At 59.9% G+C, this 22,831-nt stretch carries 24 protein-coding genes; 8 read left to right on the forward strand and 16 right to left on the reverse strand.

All coding sequences use genetic code 11. From position 1 onward, the window contains the following. The first annotated feature begins 6 nt into the window (after window positions 1-6). From AC1DM5_RS29445 to AC1DM5_RS29455, 3 genes are read left to right on the forward strand one after another with little or no spacing between them, the layout of a single operon-like run. The gene (locus AC1DM5_RS29445) at window positions 7-579 is read left to right on the forward strand and encodes a TRAP transporter small permease (protein ID WP_037098769.1); all 573 of its coding nucleotides are present in this window, start codon (window positions 7-9) and stop codon (window positions 577-579) included. Window positions 580-583: 4 nt separating this feature from the next. After that, on the forward strand, window positions 584-1,990 hold the full coding sequence (locus AC1DM5_RS29450; RefSeq protein WP_477821213.1) for a TRAP transporter large permease: 1,407 nt from the start codon (window positions 584-586) through the stop codon (window positions 1,988-1,990). Between the two features lie 9 nt (window positions 1,991-1,999). Then, the gene (locus tag AC1DM5_RS29455; RefSeq protein WP_477821214.1) at window positions 2,000-3,043 is read left to right on the forward strand and encodes an L-idonate 5-dehydrogenase; all 1,044 of its coding nucleotides are present in this window, start codon (window positions 2,000-2,002) and stop codon (window positions 3,041-3,043) included. Here the strand turns inward: AC1DM5_RS29455 and AC1DM5_RS29460 are convergent. The 5 genes from AC1DM5_RS29460 to AC1DM5_RS29480 form a co-directional block, all read right to left on the reverse strand. Continuing rightward, window positions 3,040-3,801: an SDR family NAD(P)-dependent oxidoreductase gene (locus AC1DM5_RS29460; RefSeq protein ID WP_477821215.1), complete on the reverse strand. Its 762-nt coding sequence runs from the start codon at window positions 3,799-3,801 to the stop codon at window positions 3,040-3,042. The genes AC1DM5_RS29455 and AC1DM5_RS29460 overlap by 4 nt on opposite strands. Before the next feature lie 13 nt (window positions 3,802-3,814). Next, on the reverse strand, window positions 3,815-4,627 hold the full coding sequence (locus AC1DM5_RS29465) for an ABC transporter permease (RefSeq protein WP_477821216.1): 813 nt from the start codon (window positions 4,625-4,627) through the stop codon (window positions 3,815-3,817). Beyond that, complete coding sequence (locus AC1DM5_RS29470; RefSeq protein WP_310382134.1) at window positions 4,627-5,493, reverse strand: ABC transporter permease; 867 nt, start codon at window positions 5,491-5,493, stop codon at window positions 4,627-4,629. The genes AC1DM5_RS29465 and AC1DM5_RS29470 overlap by 1 nt, the downstream gene beginning before the upstream one ends. Window positions 5,494-5,575: 82 nt before the next feature. Continuing rightward, a complete protein-coding gene (locus tag AC1DM5_RS29475; RefSeq protein ID WP_477821217.1) occupies window positions 5,576-6,739 on the reverse strand; it encodes a polyamine ABC transporter substrate-binding protein in 1,164 nt (387 codons plus the stop codon). Between the two features lie 22 nt (window positions 6,740-6,761). Further along, complete coding sequence (locus tag AC1DM5_RS29480; RefSeq protein ID WP_477821218.1) at window positions 6,762-7,850, reverse strand: ABC transporter ATP-binding protein; 1,089 nt, start codon at window positions 7,848-7,850, stop codon at window positions 6,762-6,764. A 190-nt stretch (window positions 7,851-8,040) separates the two neighbouring features. Here AC1DM5_RS29480 and AC1DM5_RS29485 point away from each other — a divergent pair, with 190 nt between their 5' ends. After that, window positions 8,041-8,844, forward strand: coding sequence for a helix-turn-helix transcriptional regulator (locus AC1DM5_RS29485; RefSeq protein ID WP_477821219.1), 804 nt, complete (start codon window positions 8,041-8,043; stop codon window positions 8,842-8,844). Window positions 8,845-8,872: 28 nt separating this feature from the next. On the opposite strand, the gene AC1DM5_RS29490 is transcribed toward AC1DM5_RS29485, so the two are convergent. Both AC1DM5_RS29490 and AC1DM5_RS29495 read right to left on the reverse strand, forming a co-directional pair. Then, the gene (locus AC1DM5_RS29490; RefSeq protein WP_477821220.1) at window positions 8,873-9,898 is read right to left on the reverse strand and encodes a fatty acid desaturase; all 1,026 of its coding nucleotides are present in this window, start codon (window positions 9,896-9,898) and stop codon (window positions 8,873-8,875) included. Between the two features lie 2 nt (window positions 9,899-9,900). Further along, window positions 9,901-10,095: a DUF4167 domain-containing protein gene (locus AC1DM5_RS29495; RefSeq protein ID WP_477821221.1), complete on the reverse strand. Its 195-nt coding sequence runs from the start codon at window positions 10,093-10,095 to the stop codon at window positions 9,901-9,903. A 461-nt stretch (window positions 10,096-10,556) separates the two neighbouring features. Between AC1DM5_RS29495 and AC1DM5_RS29500 the strand changes: the two genes are divergently transcribed. After that, window positions 10,557-11,477, forward strand: a complete 921-nt coding sequence (locus AC1DM5_RS29500) for an MYG1 family protein (RefSeq protein WP_477821222.1) — start codon at window positions 10,557-10,559, stop codon at window positions 11,475-11,477. Window positions 11,478-11,552: 75 nt separating this feature from the next. Then, window positions 11,553-12,155 (forward strand): DUF309 domain-containing protein, encoded by a 603-nt coding sequence (locus AC1DM5_RS29505; RefSeq protein WP_477976354.1) that lies wholly within the window; start codon window positions 11,553-11,555, stop codon window positions 12,153-12,155. 111 nt (window positions 12,156-12,266) lie between these two features. Here the strand turns inward: AC1DM5_RS29505 and AC1DM5_RS29510 are convergent, their stop codons facing one another. The 6 genes from AC1DM5_RS29510 to AC1DM5_RS29535 all read right to left on the reverse strand — a co-directional run bounded on the left by AC1DM5_RS29510 (window position 12,267) and on the right by AC1DM5_RS29535 (window position 17,468). Then, complete coding sequence (locus AC1DM5_RS29510; protein WP_477821224.1) at window positions 12,267-12,644, reverse strand: hypothetical protein; 378 nt, start codon at window positions 12,642-12,644, stop codon at window positions 12,267-12,269. Between the two features lie 269 nt (window positions 12,645-12,913). After that, window positions 12,914-13,771, reverse strand: a complete 858-nt coding sequence (locus tag AC1DM5_RS29515; protein ID WP_477821225.1) for a transporter substrate-binding domain-containing protein — start codon at window positions 13,769-13,771, stop codon at window positions 12,914-12,916. Between the two features lie 37 nt (window positions 13,772-13,808). Further along, window positions 13,809-14,591, reverse strand: a complete 783-nt coding sequence (locus AC1DM5_RS29520; RefSeq protein ID WP_477821226.1) for an ABC transporter ATP-binding protein — start codon at window positions 14,589-14,591, stop codon at window positions 13,809-13,811. After that, window positions 14,588-15,328, reverse strand: a complete 741-nt coding sequence (locus AC1DM5_RS29525; RefSeq protein ID WP_477821227.1) for an ABC transporter permease — start codon at window positions 15,326-15,328, stop codon at window positions 14,588-14,590. Before AC1DM5_RS29525 ends, AC1DM5_RS29520 begins: the two co-directional genes overlap by 4 nt. Then, a complete protein-coding gene (locus AC1DM5_RS29530) occupies window positions 15,328-16,047 on the reverse strand; it encodes an ABC transporter permease (protein ID WP_477821228.1) in 720 nt (239 codons plus the stop codon). Before AC1DM5_RS29530 ends, AC1DM5_RS29525 begins: the two co-directional genes overlap by 1 nt. After that, entirely contained in the window at window positions 16,044-17,468 is a 1,425-nt protein-coding gene (locus AC1DM5_RS29535; RefSeq protein ID WP_477821229.1) for a M20 family metallopeptidase, read from the reverse strand. The genes AC1DM5_RS29530 and AC1DM5_RS29535 overlap by 4 nt, the downstream gene beginning before the upstream one ends. Before the next feature lie 177 nt (window positions 17,469-17,645). Between AC1DM5_RS29535 and AC1DM5_RS29540 the strand changes: the two genes are divergently transcribed. Next, complete coding sequence (locus tag AC1DM5_RS29540) at window positions 17,646-18,281, forward strand: GntR family transcriptional regulator (RefSeq protein ID WP_477821230.1); 636 nt, start codon at window positions 17,646-17,648, stop codon at window positions 18,279-18,281. Window positions 18,282-18,494: 213 nt separating this feature from the next. Continuing rightward, complete coding sequence (locus AC1DM5_RS29545; RefSeq protein WP_477821231.1) at window positions 18,495-20,303, forward strand: bifunctional diguanylate cyclase/phosphodiesterase; 1,809 nt, start codon at window positions 18,495-18,497, stop codon at window positions 20,301-20,303. A 48-nt stretch (window positions 20,304-20,351) separates the two neighbouring features. Here the strand turns inward: AC1DM5_RS29545 and fcl are convergent, their stop codons facing one another. The 3 genes from fcl to AC1DM5_RS29560 all read right to left on the reverse strand — a co-directional run. Continuing rightward, window positions 20,352-21,323: a GDP-L-fucose synthase gene (gene fcl, locus AC1DM5_RS29550; protein WP_477821232.1), complete on the reverse strand. Its 972-nt coding sequence runs from the start codon at window positions 21,321-21,323 to the stop codon at window positions 20,352-20,354. Further along, the gene (gene gmd / locus AC1DM5_RS29555) at window positions 21,316-22,419 is read right to left on the reverse strand and encodes a GDP-mannose 4,6-dehydratase (RefSeq protein ID WP_007826842.1); all 1,104 of its coding nucleotides are present in this window, start codon (window positions 22,417-22,419) and stop codon (window positions 21,316-21,318) included. Before gmd ends, fcl begins: the two co-directional genes overlap by 8 nt. A gap of 180 nt (window positions 22,420-22,599) precedes the next feature. Then, window positions 22,600-22,831, reverse strand: a 232-nt coding sequence (locus tag AC1DM5_RS29560) for a hypothetical protein (RefSeq protein ID WP_477976355.1), incomplete at its 5' end; no start/stop codon positions are given.

The following is a 22,831-nucleotide window of genomic DNA, read 5'->3' on the forward strand; positions in this document are numbered from 1 at the left end:
CCGATCATGTCACAAGAAGTCCATACGCAAGTCACTGCCGAGGAGATCGGCCATGAATTCGAGGGGCATGCGCCCACCGCCAATATCTCGGACTACGCCATCGAAGACTGGATCACCCTGATCGTCTTCTGGCTGATGGCCGGTTGCGTCTTCCTGCAGTTCTTCACCCGCTATGTTTTGAACAACAGCTATGCCTGGACCGAAGAGATCGCCGTCAATTGCCTGATCGGCGTCGTCTTTCTCGGCGCCGTCATGTGCGTGCGCACGTCGCGCCATATCCAGGTGGACGTCTTCTATCATTACATGCCGGCAGGTCTTGCGCGCGTTCTCGCAACCTTCGTGGATATCGTCCGCATCGGTTTCTTCGCCTATGGCTGCTATCTGATGTGGCGCTATGTGCAGATTGTCGCCGACGAGCAGATGGTCACCGTCGACCTGCCGCGCAACATCGTCTTCTACAGCGTGCTTGCAGCCTTCGTGCTGATGCTGATCCGTGCGGTGATCGTCTTCATCGCCAATATGCGCCGAGGCTACTCCGTTCTGGAGCGCCCCGAAGAATTCCACGCTGTCGAAGGATGACCTGATGCTGCTCTTGCTTGGCTCATTTCTGGTGCTGATGCTGATCGGCGTGCCCGTCGCGATATCGATGGCCGTCGCATCTGTTCTCTATATCGTCCTCTACGGCGTTGCCCCCGACATCATTGTCGCCCAGCGCATGATCGCAGGCGTCGAAAGTTTCCCGCTTCTCGCTGTTCCCTTCTTCATCCTTGCCGGCAACCTGATGAATTCGGCGGGTGTCACCGGCCGCATCTATTCCTTCGCCGTCGCGCTCGTCGGCTGGATGAAAGGTGGCCTCGCACAGGTCAACATCATCGGTTCCGTCATCTTCTCGGGCATGTCGGGCACTGCGCTTGCCGATGCSGCCGGYATCGGCACSATCGAGATCAAGGCGATGAAGGAYCACGGCTACCCSGTYGARGCYGCRGTCGGMGTMACRGCSGCSTCKGCSACGCTCGGTCCGATCTTCCCGCCGTCCTTGCCCTTCGTGATCTACGGCATGATGGCGAATGTCTCGATCGGCGCTCTTTTCATGGCGGGCATCCTGCCGGGCGTCGTCATGACGCTGCTGATGATGATCACAGTTGCGGCCTTTGCCTACATAAAGCGTTGGGGTTCCGATGCGCCTTTCGACGTCAAACAGCTCCTTTCCGCAGGTTTGGAGATCGTCGTGGTCCTGCTCGTACCGCTATCGATCTACGTGATGATGCGATCAGGCGTATCGATGAATGCTGCGGCGGGCATCGCGCTTGTCGTGCTTCTGGCGCTCGACTGGTATCTCCGCTTTTCCGCCGTCATGGCGCTGATGACGCCGGTCATCCTGATCGGCGGCATGACCATGGGTTGGTTCACGCCGACGGAAGCGGCCGTCGCCGCTGTGCTCTGGTCACTGTTCCTCGGCCTCGTGCGCTATCGCACGATGACGTTCTCGACACTTGCCAAGGCGAGCTTTGACACGATCGAGACAACGGCTTCCGTTCTCTTCATCGTCACTGCCGCTTCGGTCTTCGCATGGCTGCTGACGGTGAGCCAGGCTGCCCAGCTTCTGTCCGACGCGATCCTGTCGATCACCGACAATAAGTGGGTGTTCCTGATCCTCGTGAACCTGCTGATGCTCTTCGTTGGCTGCTTTCTGGACACAATCGCGGCCATTACCATCCTCGTGCCGATCCTTCTGCCGATCGTCGCGAAATTCGGCATCGATCCGGTACAGTTCGGCCTTATCATGACCCTGAACCTGATGATCGGGCTGCTTCACCCTCCGCTGGGCATGGTACTTTTCGTGCTGTCGCGGGTGGCGAAACTGTCCGTCGAACGCACGACGATGGCGATCCTGCCCTGGCTTGCGCCGCTCTTCATCGCCCTGATCCTGATCACCTTCGTTCCCTCGATATCCCTGTGGCTGCCACAGCAGCTTGGGCTTCTGAAATAGGAGAATGTGATGCGCACCCGTCTGGCACGGCTTTATGCAAAGGGCGATCTCAGGATCGAGACTGATCCGGTCGCGGCCCCCGGTCCGGGCGAAGTGCTTTTGAAGATGGCAGCCGCAGGCATCTGCGGCTCCGACCTGCATTATTACCAGGATGGCGGTTTCGGACCGGTCAGGGTTCGCGAGCCGATGATACCCGGCCACGAGGCCGCCGGAACCGTGGAGCAGGCAGGTGAGGGCGTCACCCTGAAGGCCGGAACGCTGGTCGCCGTCAATCCGAGCCAGCCCTGCGGTGCTTGCGAATATTGCAGTATCGGCTTGCCGATCCACTGCCTGGAAATGCGCTTCATGGGCAGTGCGATGCGCCTGCCGCATGAGCAGGGCATGTTTCGGGAATGGCTGGTGGTGCCGGCCAAACAATGCGTTGAGGTTGGAGCCTCGATAACGCCTGCGGAAGCGGCCTGCAGCGAGCCGTTATCCGTCTGCCTGCATGCCGCATCGCGCGCACCCGGCATTGCCGGGAAGAAAGTCCTGGTGACGGGTGCCGGACCGATCGGCTCCCTGATGGTTGCCGTTATCAGCCATTATGACGCCGGCGAAATCGTCGTCACGGATCTTGCCGACGCAGCGCTCGCGCGGGCGAAAGCCATAGGCGCCAGCCGCACGATCAACGTGGTGCGGGATGCAAAGTCATTTGCCGAATTCCAGGCAGGAAAAGGCTATTTCGATCTCGTGTTCGAATGTTCTGCTGCCGCCCCGGCCATCCGTAGCGCGATTGCGGCGGTCCGGCCGCGCGGCACCATCGTCCAGGTCGGCGTCACCGGCGACGTTCCGGTGCCTCTCAACGCCATTGTCGGCAAGGAACTGCATATCCACGGAACGCAGCGCTTTCACGAGGAGTTTGCGACCGCCGTCGACCTGATTTCCCGCCGGAAGATCGATGTGCGGCCGATCATCAGCCACAGAATGCCCCTCGAAGACGCCGTTTCAGCCTTCGAAATTGCTGGCGACCGTTCGCTGGCCTGCAAGGTGCAACTGACCTTCCAGTCAGTCTAAACGACGGTCTCGCCGCCATCGACGACGAGGATTTGCCCCGTCATGTAGGAGGAGCGGTCCGAAACGAGAAACAGGATCGGTTCGGCAATCTCCGAAACATCCGCCCAGCGGCCGAGCGGCACCTTCTCGGCGATGTAGCCTTCAATGGCGCTGCGTCCACCCATCTGCGCAATGAACGGTTCGTTGAATGGCGTGTCGACCCATCCGGGGCAGAGTGCATTCACGCGGATGCCGAATTTTGCATAGTCGCCCGCCATTTGCCGGGTCATGGCGATAACAGCATGTTTGGTCGTCGTGTAGGCGATCATTTCGCGGTCGTAGAGCACGCCTGACGATGAGGACGTATTGAGGATTACGCCTTTGCCTGCCTTTTTCATGATCGGCATGACGAAACGCGCGGCCATGAAATGCGCCCGCACGTTCAGGCTCCAGGACTTGTCGAAACCTTCGATGGCAACCTGCTCCAGATCGCCGGCCACCTGCGCACCCGCGTGATTATGCAAAATGTCGATGCGGCCGTGACGTGCAGCAACAGCGGCAATGCCGATTTCAAGCGCCCTGTCGTCGGTGACATCGACCACAAGGCTTTCGGCGCGGCCGCCTGCCTCGACAATCAGACCGACGGTTTCTTCGGCATTTGCGAAATTGATGTCGGCAACGACGACATGGGCGCCTTCGCGCGCCATGATCTGTGCACCGGCCCGACCGATGCCCGAGCCTGCGCCCGTGACGATTGCAACGCGATCTCTCAGTATCATGGCATTTCCCCGGTCAGTTTGTCGTTGTCTTTTCGCGCATCAGGAAGCGCGCGATGAAAATAAGGGCAAGCGAGGCGATCAGCACCATCGTGGCGACAGCATTGATTTCAGGTGTCACGCCGCGGCGGATGGAGGCGAAGACATAGATCGGCAGCGTCGTGTTGGAGCCCGCCACGAAGAAGGCGATGATGAAATCGTCGAAGGAAAAGGTGAAGGCGAGCAGAAAACCCGCCAGGATCGACGGCATGATTTGCGGCAGCACGATCTGCCGAAAGGTCGTGAACGGTGTCGCGTAGAGATCGCTGGAGGCCTCGACGATATCGCGCCCGAGGCTCGCGATGCGCGCCTTCACGATCATCGTCACCAGCGCCATGGTGAAGAGCCCGTGCGCAGCAATGATCGAGCCGTAACCGAGTGCCAGCTTCGGCGGCTGCTCGCCCGGCCAGAGGGCGGCGATGACAGGATTGATGAAGCCGAAAACTTCGACGAGGGCTACCAGCGTTGCGATGCCAATGACGACACCGGGCACGACGATCGCGGCTGCGAAGAGCCCGTCGAAGATCGCTCGGGTCCGTGCCCCGAGCCGTTCCATGCCGATCGCGGCCATGGTGCCGAAGATCGCCGCCAGTGCCGCACTGGTGACCGCGATGATCAGGCTGTTGCGCAGCGCCTCCATCAGGAATGTATTGGATAGAGCCCGGCCATACCATTGCGTCGAGAAGCCGGTGAACTCGCTGGCGTTGCGGCCCGCATTGAAGGAGAAGAGCACGACGAGCGCGATCGGCGTGTAGAGGAACAGATAGACGAAGGTGACGAGCGCGCGCATCAGATGAGATCCACCTGCCGCGTACCGGCGACGCGCCAGGCGATGCGCATGGCGACGAGCAGGACGATGACGACGACAGCAACTAGCGTGACAGCAATTGCCGAACCGAACGGCCAGTTGCGTGATTGCAGGAAGAGATCGACGAGCGCATTGCCGATGAAAAACACCTTGCCGCCGCCCAGAAGCTGCGGGATCAGATATTCGCCGAGAAGCAGGATCGTCACCAGCGCAACGCCGGTCATCACACCCGGCAGCGATAGCGGCAGGGTAATACCGAAGAAGGTCGAGATAGGCTTCGCACCAAGGTCGGCCGAAGCTTCGAGCAGCCTGCGGTCCAGCTTTTCAAGGCTGACGTAGATCGGCATGATCATCAGCGGCAGGTATCCGTAGACGATGCCGAGCAGCACAGCGCCGGGTGTATTGATCAGCCTGACATTTTCGATGCCGACGAATTCGAGCAGATGCGGAATGCCGCGTGCGCCGAGCAGATACATCCAGGCATAGGTGCGCACCAGCAGGCTGGTCCAGAAGGGTACCACGACAAGCGAGACGAGCAGCAGCCGGCGCTGCGGGCTTGCCTTGACCGCGAGATAATAGGCGACCGGATAGGCGACGATGAGGCAGGCAGCCGCCCCGATCGGCGCCAGGATCAGCGTGTTGACGAAGGCTGCCGACCGCGCGCCGAGATTGGCAAACTGCTCGAAGGTGAAGGCCGCCTGATAACCTCCTTCAGGTGCGCGCTCGCCAAAGGCGAAGACGATAATGGCGATGAAGGGCAGCACCAGGAAGACGAACAGCCAGATACTGGCCGGGCCGACAAGGGCGACGGTGATCAGGCGCCGTTTGGTGGCGTGGGGCAGGGGCATGGCTTTGGTCTTCATCCGCCGGATCAAGGAGCTGAACCGGCTCCCGCAGTAAGCCGCGGGAGACCGGCATTCACAGGTGGTGTCAGGCCGACTTGAAACGCGCCATTAGTTCAGCGCGACCCGGATCGGTGAGCGTGACGGCGGCGCCGAATTCCAGCGGGGTTAATGCTGCTTCATCCGGATAGACGATCTTGTTGGACGTGACCTCCTTCGGCAGCAGCGCGATGACGCGGCTGTCTGTGGTCGGCGCACCGTTGGCAATGTGCTCCTTCACCGCATTCTGCGGGTCCATCAGATAGTTGAGCAGCGCGTAGCCGGCAGCCTTGTTCGGCGCATCCTTGGGGATTGCGTAATAGTCGGTCCAGATTTCGCCGCCGTCGGTGCCGAGGATATAGGCAAGCTCCGGCATGTCGCGGTTGAGCTGCGCGCCGTCATTGGTCCAGCACATGGTCAGCCATGCATCGGTCGAACGCATTGACGGCTGATAGTCGGAATTGATGGCGAACAGATGCGGCTTGACCTTGATCATCAGTTCTTCCGCCTTGGCGAGCTCGTCAGCCTTGATCGAATTGAAGTCATAGCCGAGCGAAACAAGCGCACTGCCGATCGTCGTCAACTGATAGTCATGCACCATGGCGCGGCCATCGGCTTCCGTCTGGGCGATTTCGAAGAAATCCTTCCAGCTGGAAAGCTTGGTCTTGATCTTGGACGTATTGACGGAGAAGCCGGTCGTGCCCCAGTTCTTCGGCACGGCATAGGTCTTGCCGTCGATCTGACCTTCCTTGGTGAAGCGCGGGCTTTCGCTCGCCTGGCTGAAATTCGGGATCTTCGAAAGGTCGAGCTCGTCGATCAGGCCGAGCTTGTGATGGGTCGAGATCGTGTAGTTGGTCGGCACGAAGAGCGACCAGCCGGAGGCGCCGGCCTGCAGCTTGGCGAGCATTTCCTCATTCGAGCCGAAGACGTTGACCTCGACGGCAACGCCGGTTGCCGCCTTGAAATTCTCGAAGGTTGCCGGGTCATGGTAGTTCGGCCATGTGGCGATCGACATCTGCGTGCCGAGATCTTCTGCTGCGTAGGCGGGCGCCGACAGCGCACCGGGGAAACGCGACAGTACGGCGGTTGCAAGGCCGAGGCCGGTAATGCCGAGGAAGTGGCGGCGGCTGACGGAGCCGCGCTTCAGGCGCATGAACTCGTCCATGAAGCCCTCGGCGGAGATGGGCAGATTGTCCTTATAATCCTTGCTCATGATGCTGTTCCCTTGTTTTGGTTTATGTATTCGATGCTGGAAAGACATGGATGGCGGCAGGGTCGAAACCGAGGAAAACCTCTTCGCCCGGCTCCACGAGATCGCTCTCGTTCATGCTGCGGCGATCGGCTGTAATCAGGAAGTCGCCAAGCCCCGGTACGCTGACGGCATATTCCGCCGACGAGCCGAGGAAGATGCGGTGCGTCACCGTACCCTTGAACGACGTGCCGGTCGCCGCCCTACGTGTCATATGGATCGCCTCGGGGCGGAGCGCAGCGATGACGTCTCCGGGCGCCAACCGTTTGCCGGAGGCCATCACGGACCCGTCCGCCAGCCGTAGGGTCGTGCCATCAGGCTCCATCGCGGCAGTGATGCGGTTGGTCTTGCCGACGAAATCGGCGACGAAAAGATCGGCCGGACGGTCATAAACTTCCTGCGGGCTTCCGAGCTGCCGGATGCGCCCGGCACTCATCACACAGACGACGTCGGCCATCGAAAGCGCCTCTTCCTGGTCGTGGGTGACGAGGACGAAGGTGATGCCGAGTTCTCGCTGCAGGGTCTGCAATTCGATCTGCATCGCCGAGCGCAGCTTCTTGTCGAGTGCAGCCAGAGGTTCGTCGAGCAGCAGCACGGAGGGGCGATTGACAATGGCGCGGGCTAGCGCCACACGCTGCTGCTGGCCGCCCGACATTTCATGAATACGCCGCTTGGCAAAGCCGCCAAGTCGGACCATTTCGAGCGCCTCGGCGACACGGCGGTCGATCTCCGCCGACCCGATTCTCGGGCGCATCTGCTTCAGCCCATAGGCAACGTTCTGCTCGACATTGAAATGCGGAAACAGCGCATAGTGCTGGAAGACCATGTTGACGGGTCGGCGATAGGCCGGAACGCCGTTCATCTCGCGCCCGTCGATCAGCACCGTGCCTTCGCTCGGCTGCTCGAAACCGCCGATCATGCGCAGGCAGGTCGTCTTGCCGCAGCCGGAGGGCCCGAGCAGCGCCAGGAACGCGCCCTTGGGCACAGTAAGGTTGATGTCCGTTACGGCGGTCACGGCGCCATAGTTCTTTGTGACCGAACGGAATTCGATATCGTTCGTCGAAGCGGATGCCACGTCTGTTCCCTGCGGTTGGTTGGAATGGCAGTCTATCGCTGCCTTATTGCCACCGTCGTTAAGGAAAGAGTAAGCCTGAGCTTCCTGCGCGGTATATACCCCGAGAGAGGTATTTAGGCGCACAACGTTTCATGGAAGGTGTATATCCGGGCTGCGCGAAATTACGCGGAACGGCGGAGGGGAAGGGCTAGTGAGTATCGACCTGGAGACGCTGTTTGCCGCTTTCAATGCCACGGTCGGCAAGTCAGTCATGACGGATGCGGGCTTCGGCGATACGTTCCGCCAGATGATGGCCGCACTTGTGCGCTTCGACTATGTCGTCGTCTTCGCCTATCGCGGAAAAGAGCGGCCGATCGATCTCTACAGCACCTTCGATCGCGATGAGCACGTCGTTTTCGTGACACTCTATCAGGCCGGTCCTTACCTGCTTGATCCCTTCTATCATACCGCACGCGAACGGCGGGAGGGCGTCTTCAGGATGCGTGAGCTGGCGCCGGACCGGTTCTTTTCCAGCGAATATTATCGCACCTATTACGTCCAGACCGGACTTGCCGAGGAAATCGGCTTCTTCGTACCTGTCGGTGGCGATATCACGGTCGTGTTGTCGCTGATGCGGCGCGAAAAGACCGGCGCTTTCCCGCCCGCCGAATTCGCCACGCTGAAGAAGGTCGAGCCGCTCGTGGCCAGCATGGTGAAACATTATTGGGCCGGGCTCGCGCCGCGCTTCGATGCGCAGCTTGCCGCGAGAGGCAGGAGCCGCCGCAAAAGCGAGGGCATCCCGCGCGCCGATACCGTCTGGCACGACCTCAACCTCACGGGCCGCGAAACGGCAATCGTCGAACTGGTGCTGCAGGGCCATTCGTCGGAATCGATCGGCCTGAAGCTCAACATCTCGACGGGAACGGTGAAGGTTCACCGCCGCAACGTCTACCGCAAGCTCGGCATCTCCTCGCAGACGCAGCTGCTCTCGCTCTATCTGAAAAATCTGAGCTGACCGATTGCTGTGCGCCCTGGGGTTACTGTTAGGCGCGCGCCTCTGCCTCACGCAGCGAAATCAGCCGTCGTGCCGTCTCGTCCCAGAGGATGAGTTTCACGCAGCTGAGGCTGTCACGAATGTTGATGCGCCCAAGTTTAGCCAGCTCCGGATAGTCACGCAGCACCTCCGGCAACCGGTAAAATGGCACCCGACTCGACAGATGGTGGACATGGTGCATGCCGATATTGGCGGTGATCCATCGCAGAGGGCGCGGCAGATCATAATGCGAGGCGCCATGCATGGCGGAATAGGGGAACGTCCATTCCGGCGGCTTGGACCAGTGTGTGTCTTCGAATTGGTGCTGAACATAGAACAGCCAGACACCAGCCGATCCGGCAAGCAGAACGATTGGCAGATGGATCAGCAGAAAGGGAACGATGCCGACGGCCCAGATGAGGAGAATGGCCAGTGCAGCGATGCCGGCGTTGGTCGCCATCGTCGAAAGCCAGGGCAACATGCCGGAGCGCATCATGCCGAACGGCAGTCTTTGCTTGAAGAGAAAAAGATAGGCAGGGCCAATGCCGAACATGACCAGGGGATGCCGGTATAGGCGATAGGTGAGTTTTCCTCGCCTCGTCAGGGCGCGATATTCTTCGACCGTCAGCGTGGTAATATCGCCGACCCCCCTCTCATCCAGATTGCCGGCTGAGGCATGGTGTTCTGCGTGCGCGCGGCGCCAATAGTCGTAGGGTGTGAGCGTGAGAACGCCGATCACGCGCCCTGTCCAGTCATCCCACTGACGCCGTCCGAAGAACGAGCCGTGCCCGCAATCATGCTGCAGCATGAAGAGCCGCAAGAGGAATCCGGCGGCAGGGACGACGAGGATTAAGCCGAGCCAATAGCCGAAGTGGATCGCAACCCACGCTGCTGCCCAAAGAAGGATAAACGGGATCAGGGTCACAGCCAGTTCGTACAGGCTTCGGCCTGTATTGGGTTTTCGGTAATTCGAGAGAATCTTGAGCCAGGCTTTTTCGGCACCGGCGTCTTGGCCGGCCGTCATCGTTGCGTTCATAGTCAGTCGGCGTCTTTCTGTTGGGCAGCGCTGCGGAAGAAATGTTCGGCATGCTGGTAGTCATTTTCTGCGCCGATCCGGTCGCCGGCCAAAGACTTCAGCTCGGCAAACTGAAGGTACTGCTTGTGTCGATCCAGCAGGCGCTGCCTCGATGGTGTAGCACTTCTATTGGGGTGGGCGAAATGGTGATTATTCATGATAGATCCGAACCACGAGGGTTCGCTCCTGATTGTCTGAAAATGATTGCTTGAGTGCTCTGCGCAGCTTGCAATTGATGCGCTGTCTTAGGAGACTGCGGCAAGGTGCGTCAGCGATCGGCGAGGCGGCGTTTCCGCCAGCAGATGGGGTCGTTCTGATCTGGTCTGTATGAGATCCACGCGCAGAAGCAATACTCCACTGCGGCTGCTATAAATCGCTGATGGGAAGGTCGCAAGCGCGCGTCGGCAATCGGGCAACGGAGCCTGCATCATCGAGGATACAATATCCTCGGATGTTTACGGTACTACTGCAGCATTGTGGCTGCATCACGTCCGAGATGCCTCCAAGCTATCCGGATCGAAAGAATTCTGTCGCTTCCCGCACCCGCTGTTGAGCTCGCGACCAACGCAGGCTATCAGGACGAGCAACAAAGTCCCGGTTCCGAGAGACGCATCTGACAATGACCCCTTCATACTTGGTTACGCATTCCGGCGGCTTCCACGCCGACGAGCTGCTTTCGAGCGTCATCCTGACCCGGCTGTTCCCTGAGGCCAGGATCATTCGCAGCCGAAATGTCGAATGGACCACACCGGCCGCCGATCGCATCATCTACGACGTCGGCGGGCAGTATGATCCCGCCGCAGGTATTTTCGACCACCATCAGCGTGGCGCGCCGGTGCGTGGGGACGGACGGCCCTACAGTTCCTTCGGCTTGGTCTGGAAACACTATGGGGCTGATTATCTTGCAGCTCTGGGAGTGCCCGAAGCGCATGTTTCATCGGTGCATGCTTCGTTCGACGCCAAGTTTGTCCTGCCGGTCGATCTGACCGACAATGGTGCACTTGATCCTTCCATCGCAGGCGAGCTGGCTGGCCTTACGCTGCCGGTCTTGCTGGAAACCCTGAAGCCGGTTTTCGATGCCAAGGATCCCGAGGCCGATGACAGGGCGTTCCATGCCGCCCTTTCGATCGCACGAAGCTTCGTCGAGGCCGGTATCGCGACGCAGGATGCCAAGCTGCGCGCCGAAGCCCTCGTTCTCAAGGCGATCAACGAAACAGGCGAGGGGCGCGTCCTCGAACTGCCGATGGGCATGCCTTTTCGTGCGGCGATCGTAAGGGCGAAGGCCGATCATCTGCTTTTCGTCGTTCACCCCCGGGAAAACGACTGGTGCCTGACCGGTATCCGCCGCGCAGACGAGGGCTTCGAGCTGCGCGCCGATTTGCCCGCATCCTGGGCGGGATTGACCGGCCAGGAACTCGAGCGCGCCTGCGGCGTCGCAGGAGCAACCTTCTGCCACAAGGGCCTCTTCGTCGCGGCGGCAAAAACCCGCGAAGCAGCACTTGCGATGGCACAAATCGCCGTAGACGAGGCCCTGTCGTAGGACGATCGGCGTGCGTGGGCGACGTCGTTCCGCGCTTATAGGGAAAGCCGATCCAATGGCGGGCGACGAAGCGATTTGTCGGCCGGCTTGCGCACAGCTTCGCTTGCGATCATGGTCACCGGCATGATGATTGTTGAGGTTATGCAACGTCCTCGTCTACTGCCGCAGAGAAGCTTTCCGCGCTACGCCTATTTGCCCGGCCGAATGCCCCATCCCGTAAGGGATCCGGCAGGGCACAGTTACCGGGTCGAGCCTGCGCCGATTCTTCCGACACTCGATTCCGATGAATTCGCGTGGGGCTCTGACCTTTTCAACCACGGCTATTACTGGGAAGCCCATGAGGCCTGGGAAGGGATCTGGCAGGTCGCGGCGAAAGGCAGTGCGCTGCGCACCTTGCTTAAGGGCTTGATCCTGCTCTCTGCTGCCGGCGTGAAGATCCGCGAAGGCAAGCGCGCACCGGCCCTGCGTCATGCCGGCCGCGCCGCCGGGCTGTTTCGTCAACTATCGAAAGTCCCGCATGAGGCCTTTTCGCAGGCACTCGGAATGTCGCCAGCGATGCTTGCTGACAGAGCAGAAGCATCAGCAAGCGTTCCGCCGGTTTTGCGGACGACCGGGCCGGGACAGCCTGAACCGGTTTACGATTTCATTCTTGGAAACCCACGAAGCTTCGCGCCATAAGGGATTTATTGGCAGCTCTGTTTGAGACAACATGGCCAATCGCTATGTGCTCGGTTTTCCGATGATGATGGCCGTGGCCCCAACGCTCAGTGCCCATCGTCAGCGCTCTCATCAAACTTCCATGACATCTTCAAACGATTCCGGGAAATTCTGACGTGCTACCTTTTCGTCGATGACGAGCATCGCCTCATAGGACATCGGATCGAAATCCTTGTCGACAGCCACCACTTCTCGTCCAAAGAGCAGGTTGAGCCGAGCCGCGTCCAGATTGCCACGCTCGAAGGGCTCTGCCCCGAAATGATGCCAGAGTGCATGCAGGAAGGCTGCATCGACCCGGTGCTCTGCCGTGCCGGGTCGGGCGCGGCGGGGCAGGGCCTTGATCGGCGTCACGCCCCTGGGATTGGCGCGCCGGATGGTGAACTGAATGCCGCTCCCCGGCATGCCCGATGGAAAGCCGCGGTGTTTCGTCATATCGGGAAGATTGGCCATAGCTTACTCCTTCGCAATGGGTTCGGTCCCAATATCGGGCTTGTCGATCGCAATACTCGCAGCCACACGAATAGCGGTATAGGCGCCGCTTTACGAGCGCTGCAAGGCTCTATCCATTGAATATTCCGCGACGGAACGTTGAGCGCTATGGCTGGTCCGCCGTCTTTGCCATCAAGGAGATCGGTGGAACGCTACGCGCAGGCGCCGATGACAGGCTGAATGGCGATACCCGGCGAATTTCACTCGCCGGGTATCAATCGTAAATTTACTCACTTCGGCGTGACGTCGAAGCCGAACCACTTTTCCGACAGCGTCTTGATCGTGCCATCCGCCTTGGCGGCGGTAATTGCGTCGTTGAACATGGCCTTCAACTCCGTGTCGCTCTTGCGCAGGCCAACGGAGCTGCCGCGGCCGAGGAAGCCGCCCTGGAAGCGCGGGCCGGTGGTCGTCATGTCCTCGTTGCCTGGCTTCTCGGAAGCCGTGCTCAGATAGGCCATTGACGCCATGACGATATCGACACGACCGGCCTTGAGATCGAGATCATGCTCTTCCGTCGTCTTGTATTCTCTGACATCGACGACACCCTTCAGATATTTGTCGACGAAGGTCGCTGCGGTTGAGGCCGTCTGCACGCCGATCGTCTTGCCCTGCAGCGCCGGCTTGATCTTTTCGATCTCGGCAGCAGCGCCTGCTTCATCGCTGGCGAGCGAGAAGACCTGGCCCTTTTCAGGCAGGTTTGCGAGATCGCCCGTCTTCGAGGTTGCGAAGGCCTGGCCGGTGGAGCCGTAGGAATCGCTGAAGGCAATAACCTCTTCGCGCTTGGCCGTCGCCGACATGCCGGAGATGATGGCGTCGAACTTGCCGGCGTTCAGCGCCGGGATCATGCCATCGAAATTCTGGACGACGATCTTGCACTCGACCTTCATGTGGTCGCAGAGATATTTGGTCAGCTCGATCTCGTAACCATCGAGCGAACCATCCGGCTTGGTGAAGTTATAGGGCTTGAACGCGCCTTCGGTGGCGATCGTCACCGTCGTCCACTTCTTGTCTTCGGCATGCGCGATGCCGGCCGTCGCGATGATGGCTGCGGCTGATGTCGCCGTCAGAACCCGTGAAAAGAACGTCATGTTTTTGCTCCCCTTTTCTTTGTTTGGGCCGAGAAAACTATTTGCTGATGAACTGGCGGAAACGGTCCGACCGGGAATTGGCAAAGACCTCCTGCGGCTTGCCGTCCTCTTCAACGACGCCCTGATACAGGAAGACGACCCGGCTGGAGACATCGCGGGCAAAGCCCATTTCGTGGGTGACGACCAGCATGGTGCGGCCTTCCTCGGCGAGCGCGCGCATGACGCGTAGTACTTCGCCAACGAGCTCCGGATCGAGCGCCGAAGTCGGCTCGTCGAAGAGCATCACCTTCGGCCGCATGGCAAGCGCGCGTGCGATCGCGGCACGCTGCTGCTGGCCGCCGGAAAGATGCGAGGGATAGAAATTGCGCTTCTCGGCAATGCCGACCTTGGCAAGCAGGGCCTCGGCTTCCTCGATGCATTCCGCCTTCGAGCGGCCGAGGACATGCACGGGCGCTTCGATGACGTTCTCGAGCACCGTCTTGTGAGACCAGAGATTGAAGCTCTGAAAGACCATGCCGAGCTGCGAACGGATACGGTCGACCTGCCTGCGCTCCGCCGGCCGACTGCCGCCTTTACCGTCGGCAACCATGCGGATCGTCTCGCCTGCGACGGTCACCTCGCCGGAATTGGGCGTCTCCAGCAGGTTGATGCAGCGCAGGAATGTGGACTTTCCCGAACCGGAGGAGCCGAGGATCGAGACGACATCGCCTTCATGGGCATCAAGCGAGATGCCTTTCAGCACCTCCATAGGCCCGAAGCTCTTGTGCAGATCCTTCACGCTGAGCGCGATCGGAGAAATAGGGGCATTCGCCGCAGTCATCGGGCGTCTCCTTCGAGTGCGGATGCGGGGGCGGCCACAGGATGGTGGGGAACAGGTTGGCGCAGATGCGGACTCAGCCAATATTCGACAAGGTGGACGAGGCGCGTCAGCAGGAAGTTGATCGCCAGGTAAATGGCGCCTGCAACGATGAAGACTTCGATTGCCCGGTAAGTCTCGGAAATGATCTTGGCGGCGACGCCTGTCACCTCCATCAGGGTGATGATTGAGGCGAGCGACGTTGCCTTCACCATGGCGATCATCTCGCTACTGTAAGCCGGTAGCGCCTGTCGGATTGCAAGCGGAAGAACGATGCGACGGAACTGCATAAGCCGGGGCATGCCGCAGGCGCGCGCCGCCTCGATCTGGCCGAAAGGCACAGACTGAAGTCCGCCGCGAATGATCTCGCTGGCGTAAGCGGCCGTATTCATGGTCAGCGCAAGCACGGCGCACCAATAGGGTTCACGCAGGAACGGCCAGAAGATGCTGTGCCTGACCTCGGGAAACTGGCCGAGCCCGTAATAGATCAGGAAGATCTGCACGAGCAGAGGCGTTCCGCGGAAGACGAAGACATAGGCGCGCGCAAACCATTCGAGCACCATGATGCCGGAGAGCCGGCACAGTGCGATCGCGAGCGCCAGGATGGCGCCGAGCGCGATCGAGGTCGCGGCAAGTTGAAGCGTCAGCGGGATGGCGGAAACGAGACTGACGAAGGTTTCGCCGAGAAATTGCCAATCCATCAGCCTCTCCTCACGCCGCGAGAGAAGTGCTTTTCAGCTCGCCTTAGGAAAAGGCCGGAACCGGTTGAAATAATGAGATAGATCGCTCCCGCAACGACATAGAAATCGAAGGGCAGACCGGTCGAACCTGCCGCCACCTGTGTCTGGCGAAGCAGTTCGGCGACGCCGGTGATGGAGACGAGCGCGGACTCTTTCAGAACGACCTGCCAGACATTGCCGAGGCCCGGAAGCGCGTGGCGAAGCGTCAGCGGCGCGACGATACGGCGGAACCGCAATATACGGCCCATGCCGCAGGCAATTGCCGCTTCAATCTCACCGGAATGGACCGCCTTGAACGCCCCACGGAAGACTTCGGTAAATTGCGCACCTGAGGTGACGCCGACAGCAAGAGATCCGGCGAGGAAACCCGGAAAGCCGAGGAAGCCTTCAGCGCCGAACATCCGGCCGAGAGCAGTGACGGCGGCGCTGCCGCCGAAATAGAAGAGGTAGATGACCAAGAGATCCGGTATGCCCCGAAGGACCGTCGTATAGGTGTCGGCGGCGATCCTGAGGCCGCGCCCGCCCGATATCTTCGCCCAGGCGCCGAAAGTGCCGATGACAGCGCCGATCGCATAACCGGAAATCGCAACCAGAATCGTCATCCACGCGCCGGCCAGCAGCGCCTTGCCCCAACCATCGGGGCCGAAGCTTATGAGCTCGAGGATGCCGGGCTGGTTCATGACGCGTGCTTCTCCGGCAGCGGCGGCTGAACGTCATCGGGGATCGGATTGACGAATGGCGTCCCATCGAGGCGGCCCTTGAGGTCCGCCTTGGCCGCCTCGATGAGTGCCGGATTGCGGATCAGGTCGATGGCGGTGCTGGCCATGACCTTTGCCGCGTGTTCCGTGCCTTTATGTGCTGCCGGAAGCTTGCCTTGAGCGACCAACTGCCAGGAGTGACCGGGCGTGCCGATCGCATAGGTCGCGCCGCGCATCTGCACCGTTGGCACGACCCAGCTGACGCTGCCGACATCAGTCGAGCCGACGATCGCGCTGTCGCCGGCATAGAGCGGGAAGATTTCCTCGCAAAGCGGCTGGTCTTTCTTCGGCTTAAGACCGAAGCGTGCGTAGGAAGAGGCGATGTCCTCGGCGCTCATGGTCGCCTGGAATGTCCGGGCAGTGGCGCGGTCGTCTTCATCGAAGACGGGCGGGCCGAGACGTTCGAGGTTGGCAAACATCAGTTCTTCGAGCGGAACATTGCCGACGAGATTGGCGTCACCACTGATCACTTCGCTACGGACCGACGTCTCGGTCATGAGGGCGGCACCCTCCGCCACTTTCTTGACACGGGCGACGAGCGACAGGAGTTCGGGCAGGTTCCGGGCGCGGATGAGGTAACGCACCGTCGCTCGGGCCTGCACCACATTCGGTGCCGACCCGCCGGTATCGGTCACGGCATAATGGATACGCGCCGTCGAGGGCATATGCTCGCGCATATAATTGACGCCGACATTCATCAGTTCAACGGCATCGAGTGCGCTGCGGCCGAGATGCGGCGTTGACGAGGCATGCGAGGAGCGACCGGTGAAGTGGAAATTGAGTTCGTTGCAGGCAAGCGAGACCGGGTTATTGACGCCGGCAAAGGCAGCCGGGTGCCAGCAGATGGCAATGTCGACGTCATCGAAGACACCCGCGCGAACCATGAAGCCCTTGGAGGACCCGCCTTCTTCTGCCGGGCAGCCGTAATAGCGCACGCGGCCCTTGAGGCCGTTTGCAGCGAGAAAATCCTTCACCGCCGCTGCCGCCAGCATCGAACCGGCGCCGAGCAAGTTGTGGCCGCATCCATGGCCGTTGCCATTTGCCGCCACCTCACGCTTTTCGGCGATGCCGGCCTCCTGGCTAAGCCCCGGCAGCGCATCGAATTCTCCGAGGATCGCGATAACAGGGCCACCTTCGCCGGCTTCGCCCATGACAGCCGTCGGCAGTCCCGCGACGCCACGCTCGACACGAAATCCTTCCGCCTCCAGCTGGCGCGCGTGCTCTTCAGCGGAGCGATACTCCTCGTAATTCGTCTCCGGCATATCCCAGATCCGGTCGCTGAGCGTAAAGAAGGCTTCGCGCTTGGCTTCGACGATGTCCCACACGGCGTCCGAGTTTTTCATGACTTCCAAAACAGCTTCATTTTGCATAGTATCCAAAATTGGCGCCAATTTAGGTTACAAAAAATTTATGCGCAATCCGTGTGCACGAATAAATTTTCATCACGGCAAACTGTTGGGGCTGCCTTACGAAAATGCCTCAGCCCGTGGTATCGATGCAGAAAGTCAGGGGAAGTTCGAATGGCGGATGTCATGATGGATTCGGGGCAGGGAGTGTCCAATGGGCGCGACGTGACGGATCTCGTGCTTCAGGACATCCTGGCTGGTGTGCTTCTGCCCGGAACATGGCTGAAGCAGATCGATCTCGAGCGACGTTACAGTTGCACGCGGCCTGAAGTGCGCCGGGCTCTTGATCGCCTCGCCCAGAAGAGGCTTGTCGAACATGTGCCGAACCGCGGCTACCATGTCTATGAGCCGGACGGTCGGCGCGCGCGGGAAGTCAGCGAGATCCGCATCATCCTGGAAACGGCCATCGTCGGAACGATCATTCAGAACGCGTCGCCGGCAGACATCACCAATCTGCGCGGACTGGCAGAGCAGTTCGACTTCATGGTGCTGAATGGCACGATGCTGGAACTCTATGAAGCAAATCTCGCCTTTCATCGCCAATTGCTGATCCTCGGCGGCAATCAGGAACTGGTCGACCTCATCACGGAAATTCGCCAGCGGACCTCATCGGCGCCGGTTTCACAGTGGCGCACGCGCGCCCGTGTGGAACAGTCGGGCCGAGAGCACCACCTGATGGTCGATGCAATCGAAGCCGCCGATCCCGAGCGTCTGAAGGAACTGGTGCGGCAACACATTCTTCAGGGCTAAGCGCGTCTAACCTATCCCCGCCAATCACTTCGCCGTCGTAGTAACTTGCGGCCGCGACCGCCGATAAGGCGAGAACGTACTGTAAATCTCGGGCTTCGAATTGTAGTCGATAAATTTCCGAACCCGTAAGATAGTACCTGCTAGTTTTCGATCGTAACCGGTCGAACGGGTTTCGAGGCCATTCGAGCGAAAGGCAACATGACGAGGCCGGGCATGCGAGGACAGCTTCAGCAGGAAATCTTGGATATGCTGGCACGAGGGTCTTCCCTCGAAGACGCCTGCAATCGTATTTGCGAGCATGCTGAACGACTTGCAGCCGGCGTCATTTGCTCAATCGTGACCGTCGACCGCGAGGGGCTCCTGCATCCCCTGGCGGGGCCAACGATCGCCAAAACCTATTCGGATGCGCTCGACGGAATACCGATCGGGCCTGATGTTGGCTCGTGCGGCACGGCTGCCCATTTCCGCAGGCCGATCGCCGTCACCGATATCTTTGCAAACCCGCTTTGGATGCCCTATCGGCTGCTTGCCGACATCCTTGCGAAAGAACATGGTGTGAAGGCGTGTTGGTCGAGCCCCATCCTGCGCAGCGATGGACGCGTGCTCGGGGCGTTCGGGTTTTACTACAAGGACAATCGCGGCCCTACGCCCGAAGAACGCATGATCGTCGCCGAGTGCCTCGACCTTTGCTCACTGGTGCTCGAGCGCGAGGAGGTGAAAGCCGATAATCAAAGGCTCGCCTTTTTCGACAATCTCACCGGCTTCGGCAACCGCGCCAACTTTTTGAAAACGCTGGAGGCGGCCGTCGACGGTGCCACTGCCCCTCTTTCGGTTCTGCTCGTCGATATCGATCATCTCGGCCGGGTCAACGACGCCTTCGGGCATGCGACCGGCGACAGACTGATCCTGGAGGTCGGTCAAACGGTTGCGCGGATCGCGGCGCCGGCGGCTATCTTCAGGGTGGACGCCGATGAGTTCGCCGTATTGATCGAAAATCGTTCCGCAACGGAATTGTCAGCGGTTTCGGCAGAAATTCTGCGCGCTATGGAGAACCGGACACCGCAGCGCAACGAACATCTCCTGCCGGTCTCGGTTACCTGCGGGGGCGCGACCTTCGAACCGTCCGGGCCACCCGACGTTCCGACCTTTCTGCAACATGCAAATCTCGCACTCCACCATGCCAAGCAGACAGCCAGAGGCGGTTTCGTGCTTTACAGCGACGATCTTGCCGGGGCGATCGCAAACCGGTTTCGGGCGCTGCAGACCGTGACGGGCGCCTTGGCCGAAGATCGGATAGAGGCGCATTACCAACCGATCGTCAGCCTTCCAACGCAGGAAATCGTCGGCCTCGAGGCTTTGTGCCGCATTCGTATGGACGGTGGCCAGATCCTTTCACCCGGGGCGTTTGCCGAGGCGCTCCAGGATCCGTCGGTGGGCCATCTCCTGACAGACCGGATGCTGGAGCAGGTCGCCCGCGACATCCGATACTGGCTCGATCTCGGGCTCTCGTTTCAGTATGTCAGCGTCAACGTATCGATGGCGGATTTCAATCAGGGAAATCTCTGCGAGCGTATAAAAAGCGTTTTCGCCCGCCACCGCACGCCCCTCAAGCATGTCGTGCTCGAGGTCACCGAAACGGTCTATATGGACGAAAAAGACGGGAAGGTCGCAAAAGCGATCGAGGAGCTTCGAAGGGAAGGGCTGCTTGTGGCGCTCGATGATTTCGGCACGGGGTATGCCTCGCTCACGCATCTGCTGAATTTCCCCGTCGACATCATCAAGATTGACAAGACCTTCATCGACCGGATGTCAGACGGACCCGGCGCCGTCATCGTCAAAGCCCTTCTCGACATGTCGATCGGCCTCGGTACCAGCATCGTGGCCGAAGGTGTGGAAACGGAAGATCAGGCAGAACGTCTGCGGCGCCTCGGATGCCCCTATGTGCAGGGATATCTGTTCGGCCGTCCGGTTGATCGCGACAGGGCAACGGAAGCGCTGCGGCCCCTGACCTTGATGCGCTGACTATCAGGCGCGTCAGCGTGATTGCCGCGACAATGGCCAGACTGCCGCTCACTCTGCAGCCTCGTTGTGGCGTTCGAGATAATTCCCCTTCAGGAAGGAACGGTAGGCGTCGGCGATACCCTCCTTCAGGCCTATCTTGGGTGACCAGCCGAGCGCGCGGAGCTTGTCGGCGCTCATGAGCTTGCGTGGCGTGCCGTCCGGTTTGGTGAGGTCTCGCGTGATCTCGCCTTCGAATCCGACGACCTCTGCGACAAGCCCTGCCAATTCCAGGACGCTGATGTCTTCGCCTGAGCCGACATTCACGTGACTTTCGGCGGAATAGGTCTTCATGAGATGGACGCAGGCGTCGGCGCAATCATCGACATGCAGGAACTCGCGCAGCGGCGTTCCGGTGCCCCAGATGCGTATTTCCTTCTCTCCGTTGAGCTTGGCCTCATGCGCTTTGCGTATCAGCGCTGGCATGACATGGCTTGAATCGAGGTCAAAATTGTCGCCTGGCCCATAGAGATTGGTGGGCATAGCCGAGATAAAATCCTTGCCATGCTGTTTTCGGTAGGCAGCGCAAAGCTTCAGTCCGGCAATTTTGGCGATCGCATACCATTCATTTGTGGGTTCGAGCGATCCGGTGAGAAGCGCCTCTTCGACGATCGGCTGATCGGCGAACTTCGGGTAGATACAGGACGAACCTAAAAACATCAGCTTTTCGACGCGAACTTTATAAGCGGCGTGGATGACGTTCGCCTCGAGGATCAGGTTATCGTAGAGGAAGTCGGCCGGATAGGTATCATTGGCGAGAATACCGCCGACCTTCGCAGCCGCCAGGAAGACGGCATCGGGACGGTTTTTTGCCATCCATGCCTCCACCTGATCTTGGCGTCTCAGATCGACTTCGGCGTGCAGGGCCGTCAAGATCTCGCAGCCCTCGGACGCGAGACGCCGCACGATCGCAGAGCCCACCATGCCGCGGTGCCCCGCGACATAGACTTTTTTTCCGGCAAGGCTGTAGATCACCTCAGGCATGGACCAAGCCCTTGTTCGCACCGACCAACGGAACATTGCGGGCCATGACTTTCAGGTCCTCGCGAACCATCTCCGCAACCAGCTGGTCAAGACTGATCTCGTTTTTCCAGCCGAGCTTTGTATGCGCCTTTGTCGGATCACCGAGCAGAAGGTCGACTTCAGTGGGCCGAAAATAGGCCGGATCGACCTCCACCACGCAGCGGCCGGATATCTTGTCGTATCCCTTTTCCTCGGCACCCTCCCCACGCCAATCAATCGGCATGCCTACCCTGGCAAAGGCCTTCTCGACAAAAGAGCGAACCGAATGCGTTTCGCCGGTCGCAAGAACATAATCCTCCGGTTCGTCCTGTTGCAGCATCAGCCACATGCCGCGCACATACTCTCGTGCATGTCCCCAATCGCGCTTGGCATCCAGATTGCCGAGATAGAGCCGGTCCTGCAGGCCGAGATGGATGGCCGCCGCCGCCCGGGTGATCTTGCGCGTCACGAAGGTTTCGCCGCGGATCGGGCTTTCATGGTTGAACAGGATGCCGTTTGAGGCATGCATGCCATAGGCCTCGCGATAATTCACGACGATCCAATAGGCATAGAGCTTGGCAGCCGCGTAGGGGGATCGAGGGTAGAAAGGCGTCGTTTCGTTCTGCGGGACCGCCTGAACTTTGCCGTAGAGTTCGGAGGTGGATGCCTGATAGAAACGGGTCTTCTTGGTCAGGCCCAGAAGGCGAATGGCTTCAAGCAGCCGTAGGGTGCCCGTCCCATCCGCGTTGGCGGTATATTCCGGCGTCTCGAAAGACACCTGGACGTGGCTTTGTGCGGCAAGATTGTAGATCTCGTCGGGCTGTGTTTCCTGGACGATCCGGATGAGGTTTGTTGCGTCGGTCATATCCCCGTAGTGCAGGATGAAGCGAGGATTCTCGACATGAGGATCCTCGTAGAGATGCTCGATGCGATTGGTATTGAAGGACGACGAACGCCGCTTGATGCCGTGAACAATATAGCCCTTATCCAGGAGCAACTCGGCCAGATACGCACCGTCCTGACCTGTTACGCCGGTAATCAGTGCAACTTTCCTGTCATGTCTCATTCCGGTATCCATGATCGCTCTCCAACTCGAATACTAACGCTGTTTCTGGGAAGTCGATGCTGCAGGAGACGGGCGTTATGCCGCCACATGCAGGTGCAATGCCTCGCCGAATGCCATCGACAGGAGGTATTTCGCGGTTTGAACGACAGTTCCCGCCTTGCCTGTGATGCGGGTGATCGAAACGTCTGGCCCTCATTTTTGCATCCCCAGATACGGGTGCAGCCAACGCAGGGTGAACCATGCCGCGATCGGCGATGTCTCGAAATTCTGATAGGTCATCAACGACCTTGCGTACAATTCGGAGTCACGGAAGTTATATTTGGCGTGGCGTTTGGGTTTGACATTGTTGATGGCGACGACGATGTCGGCATTGCGGGCGCTCCTGAGCTGCTGCAGGCAGAATTCGGCGGCCCGCCGGCTGGTC

It is taken from the genome of Rhizobium sp. 01T437, assembly GCF_056398505.1.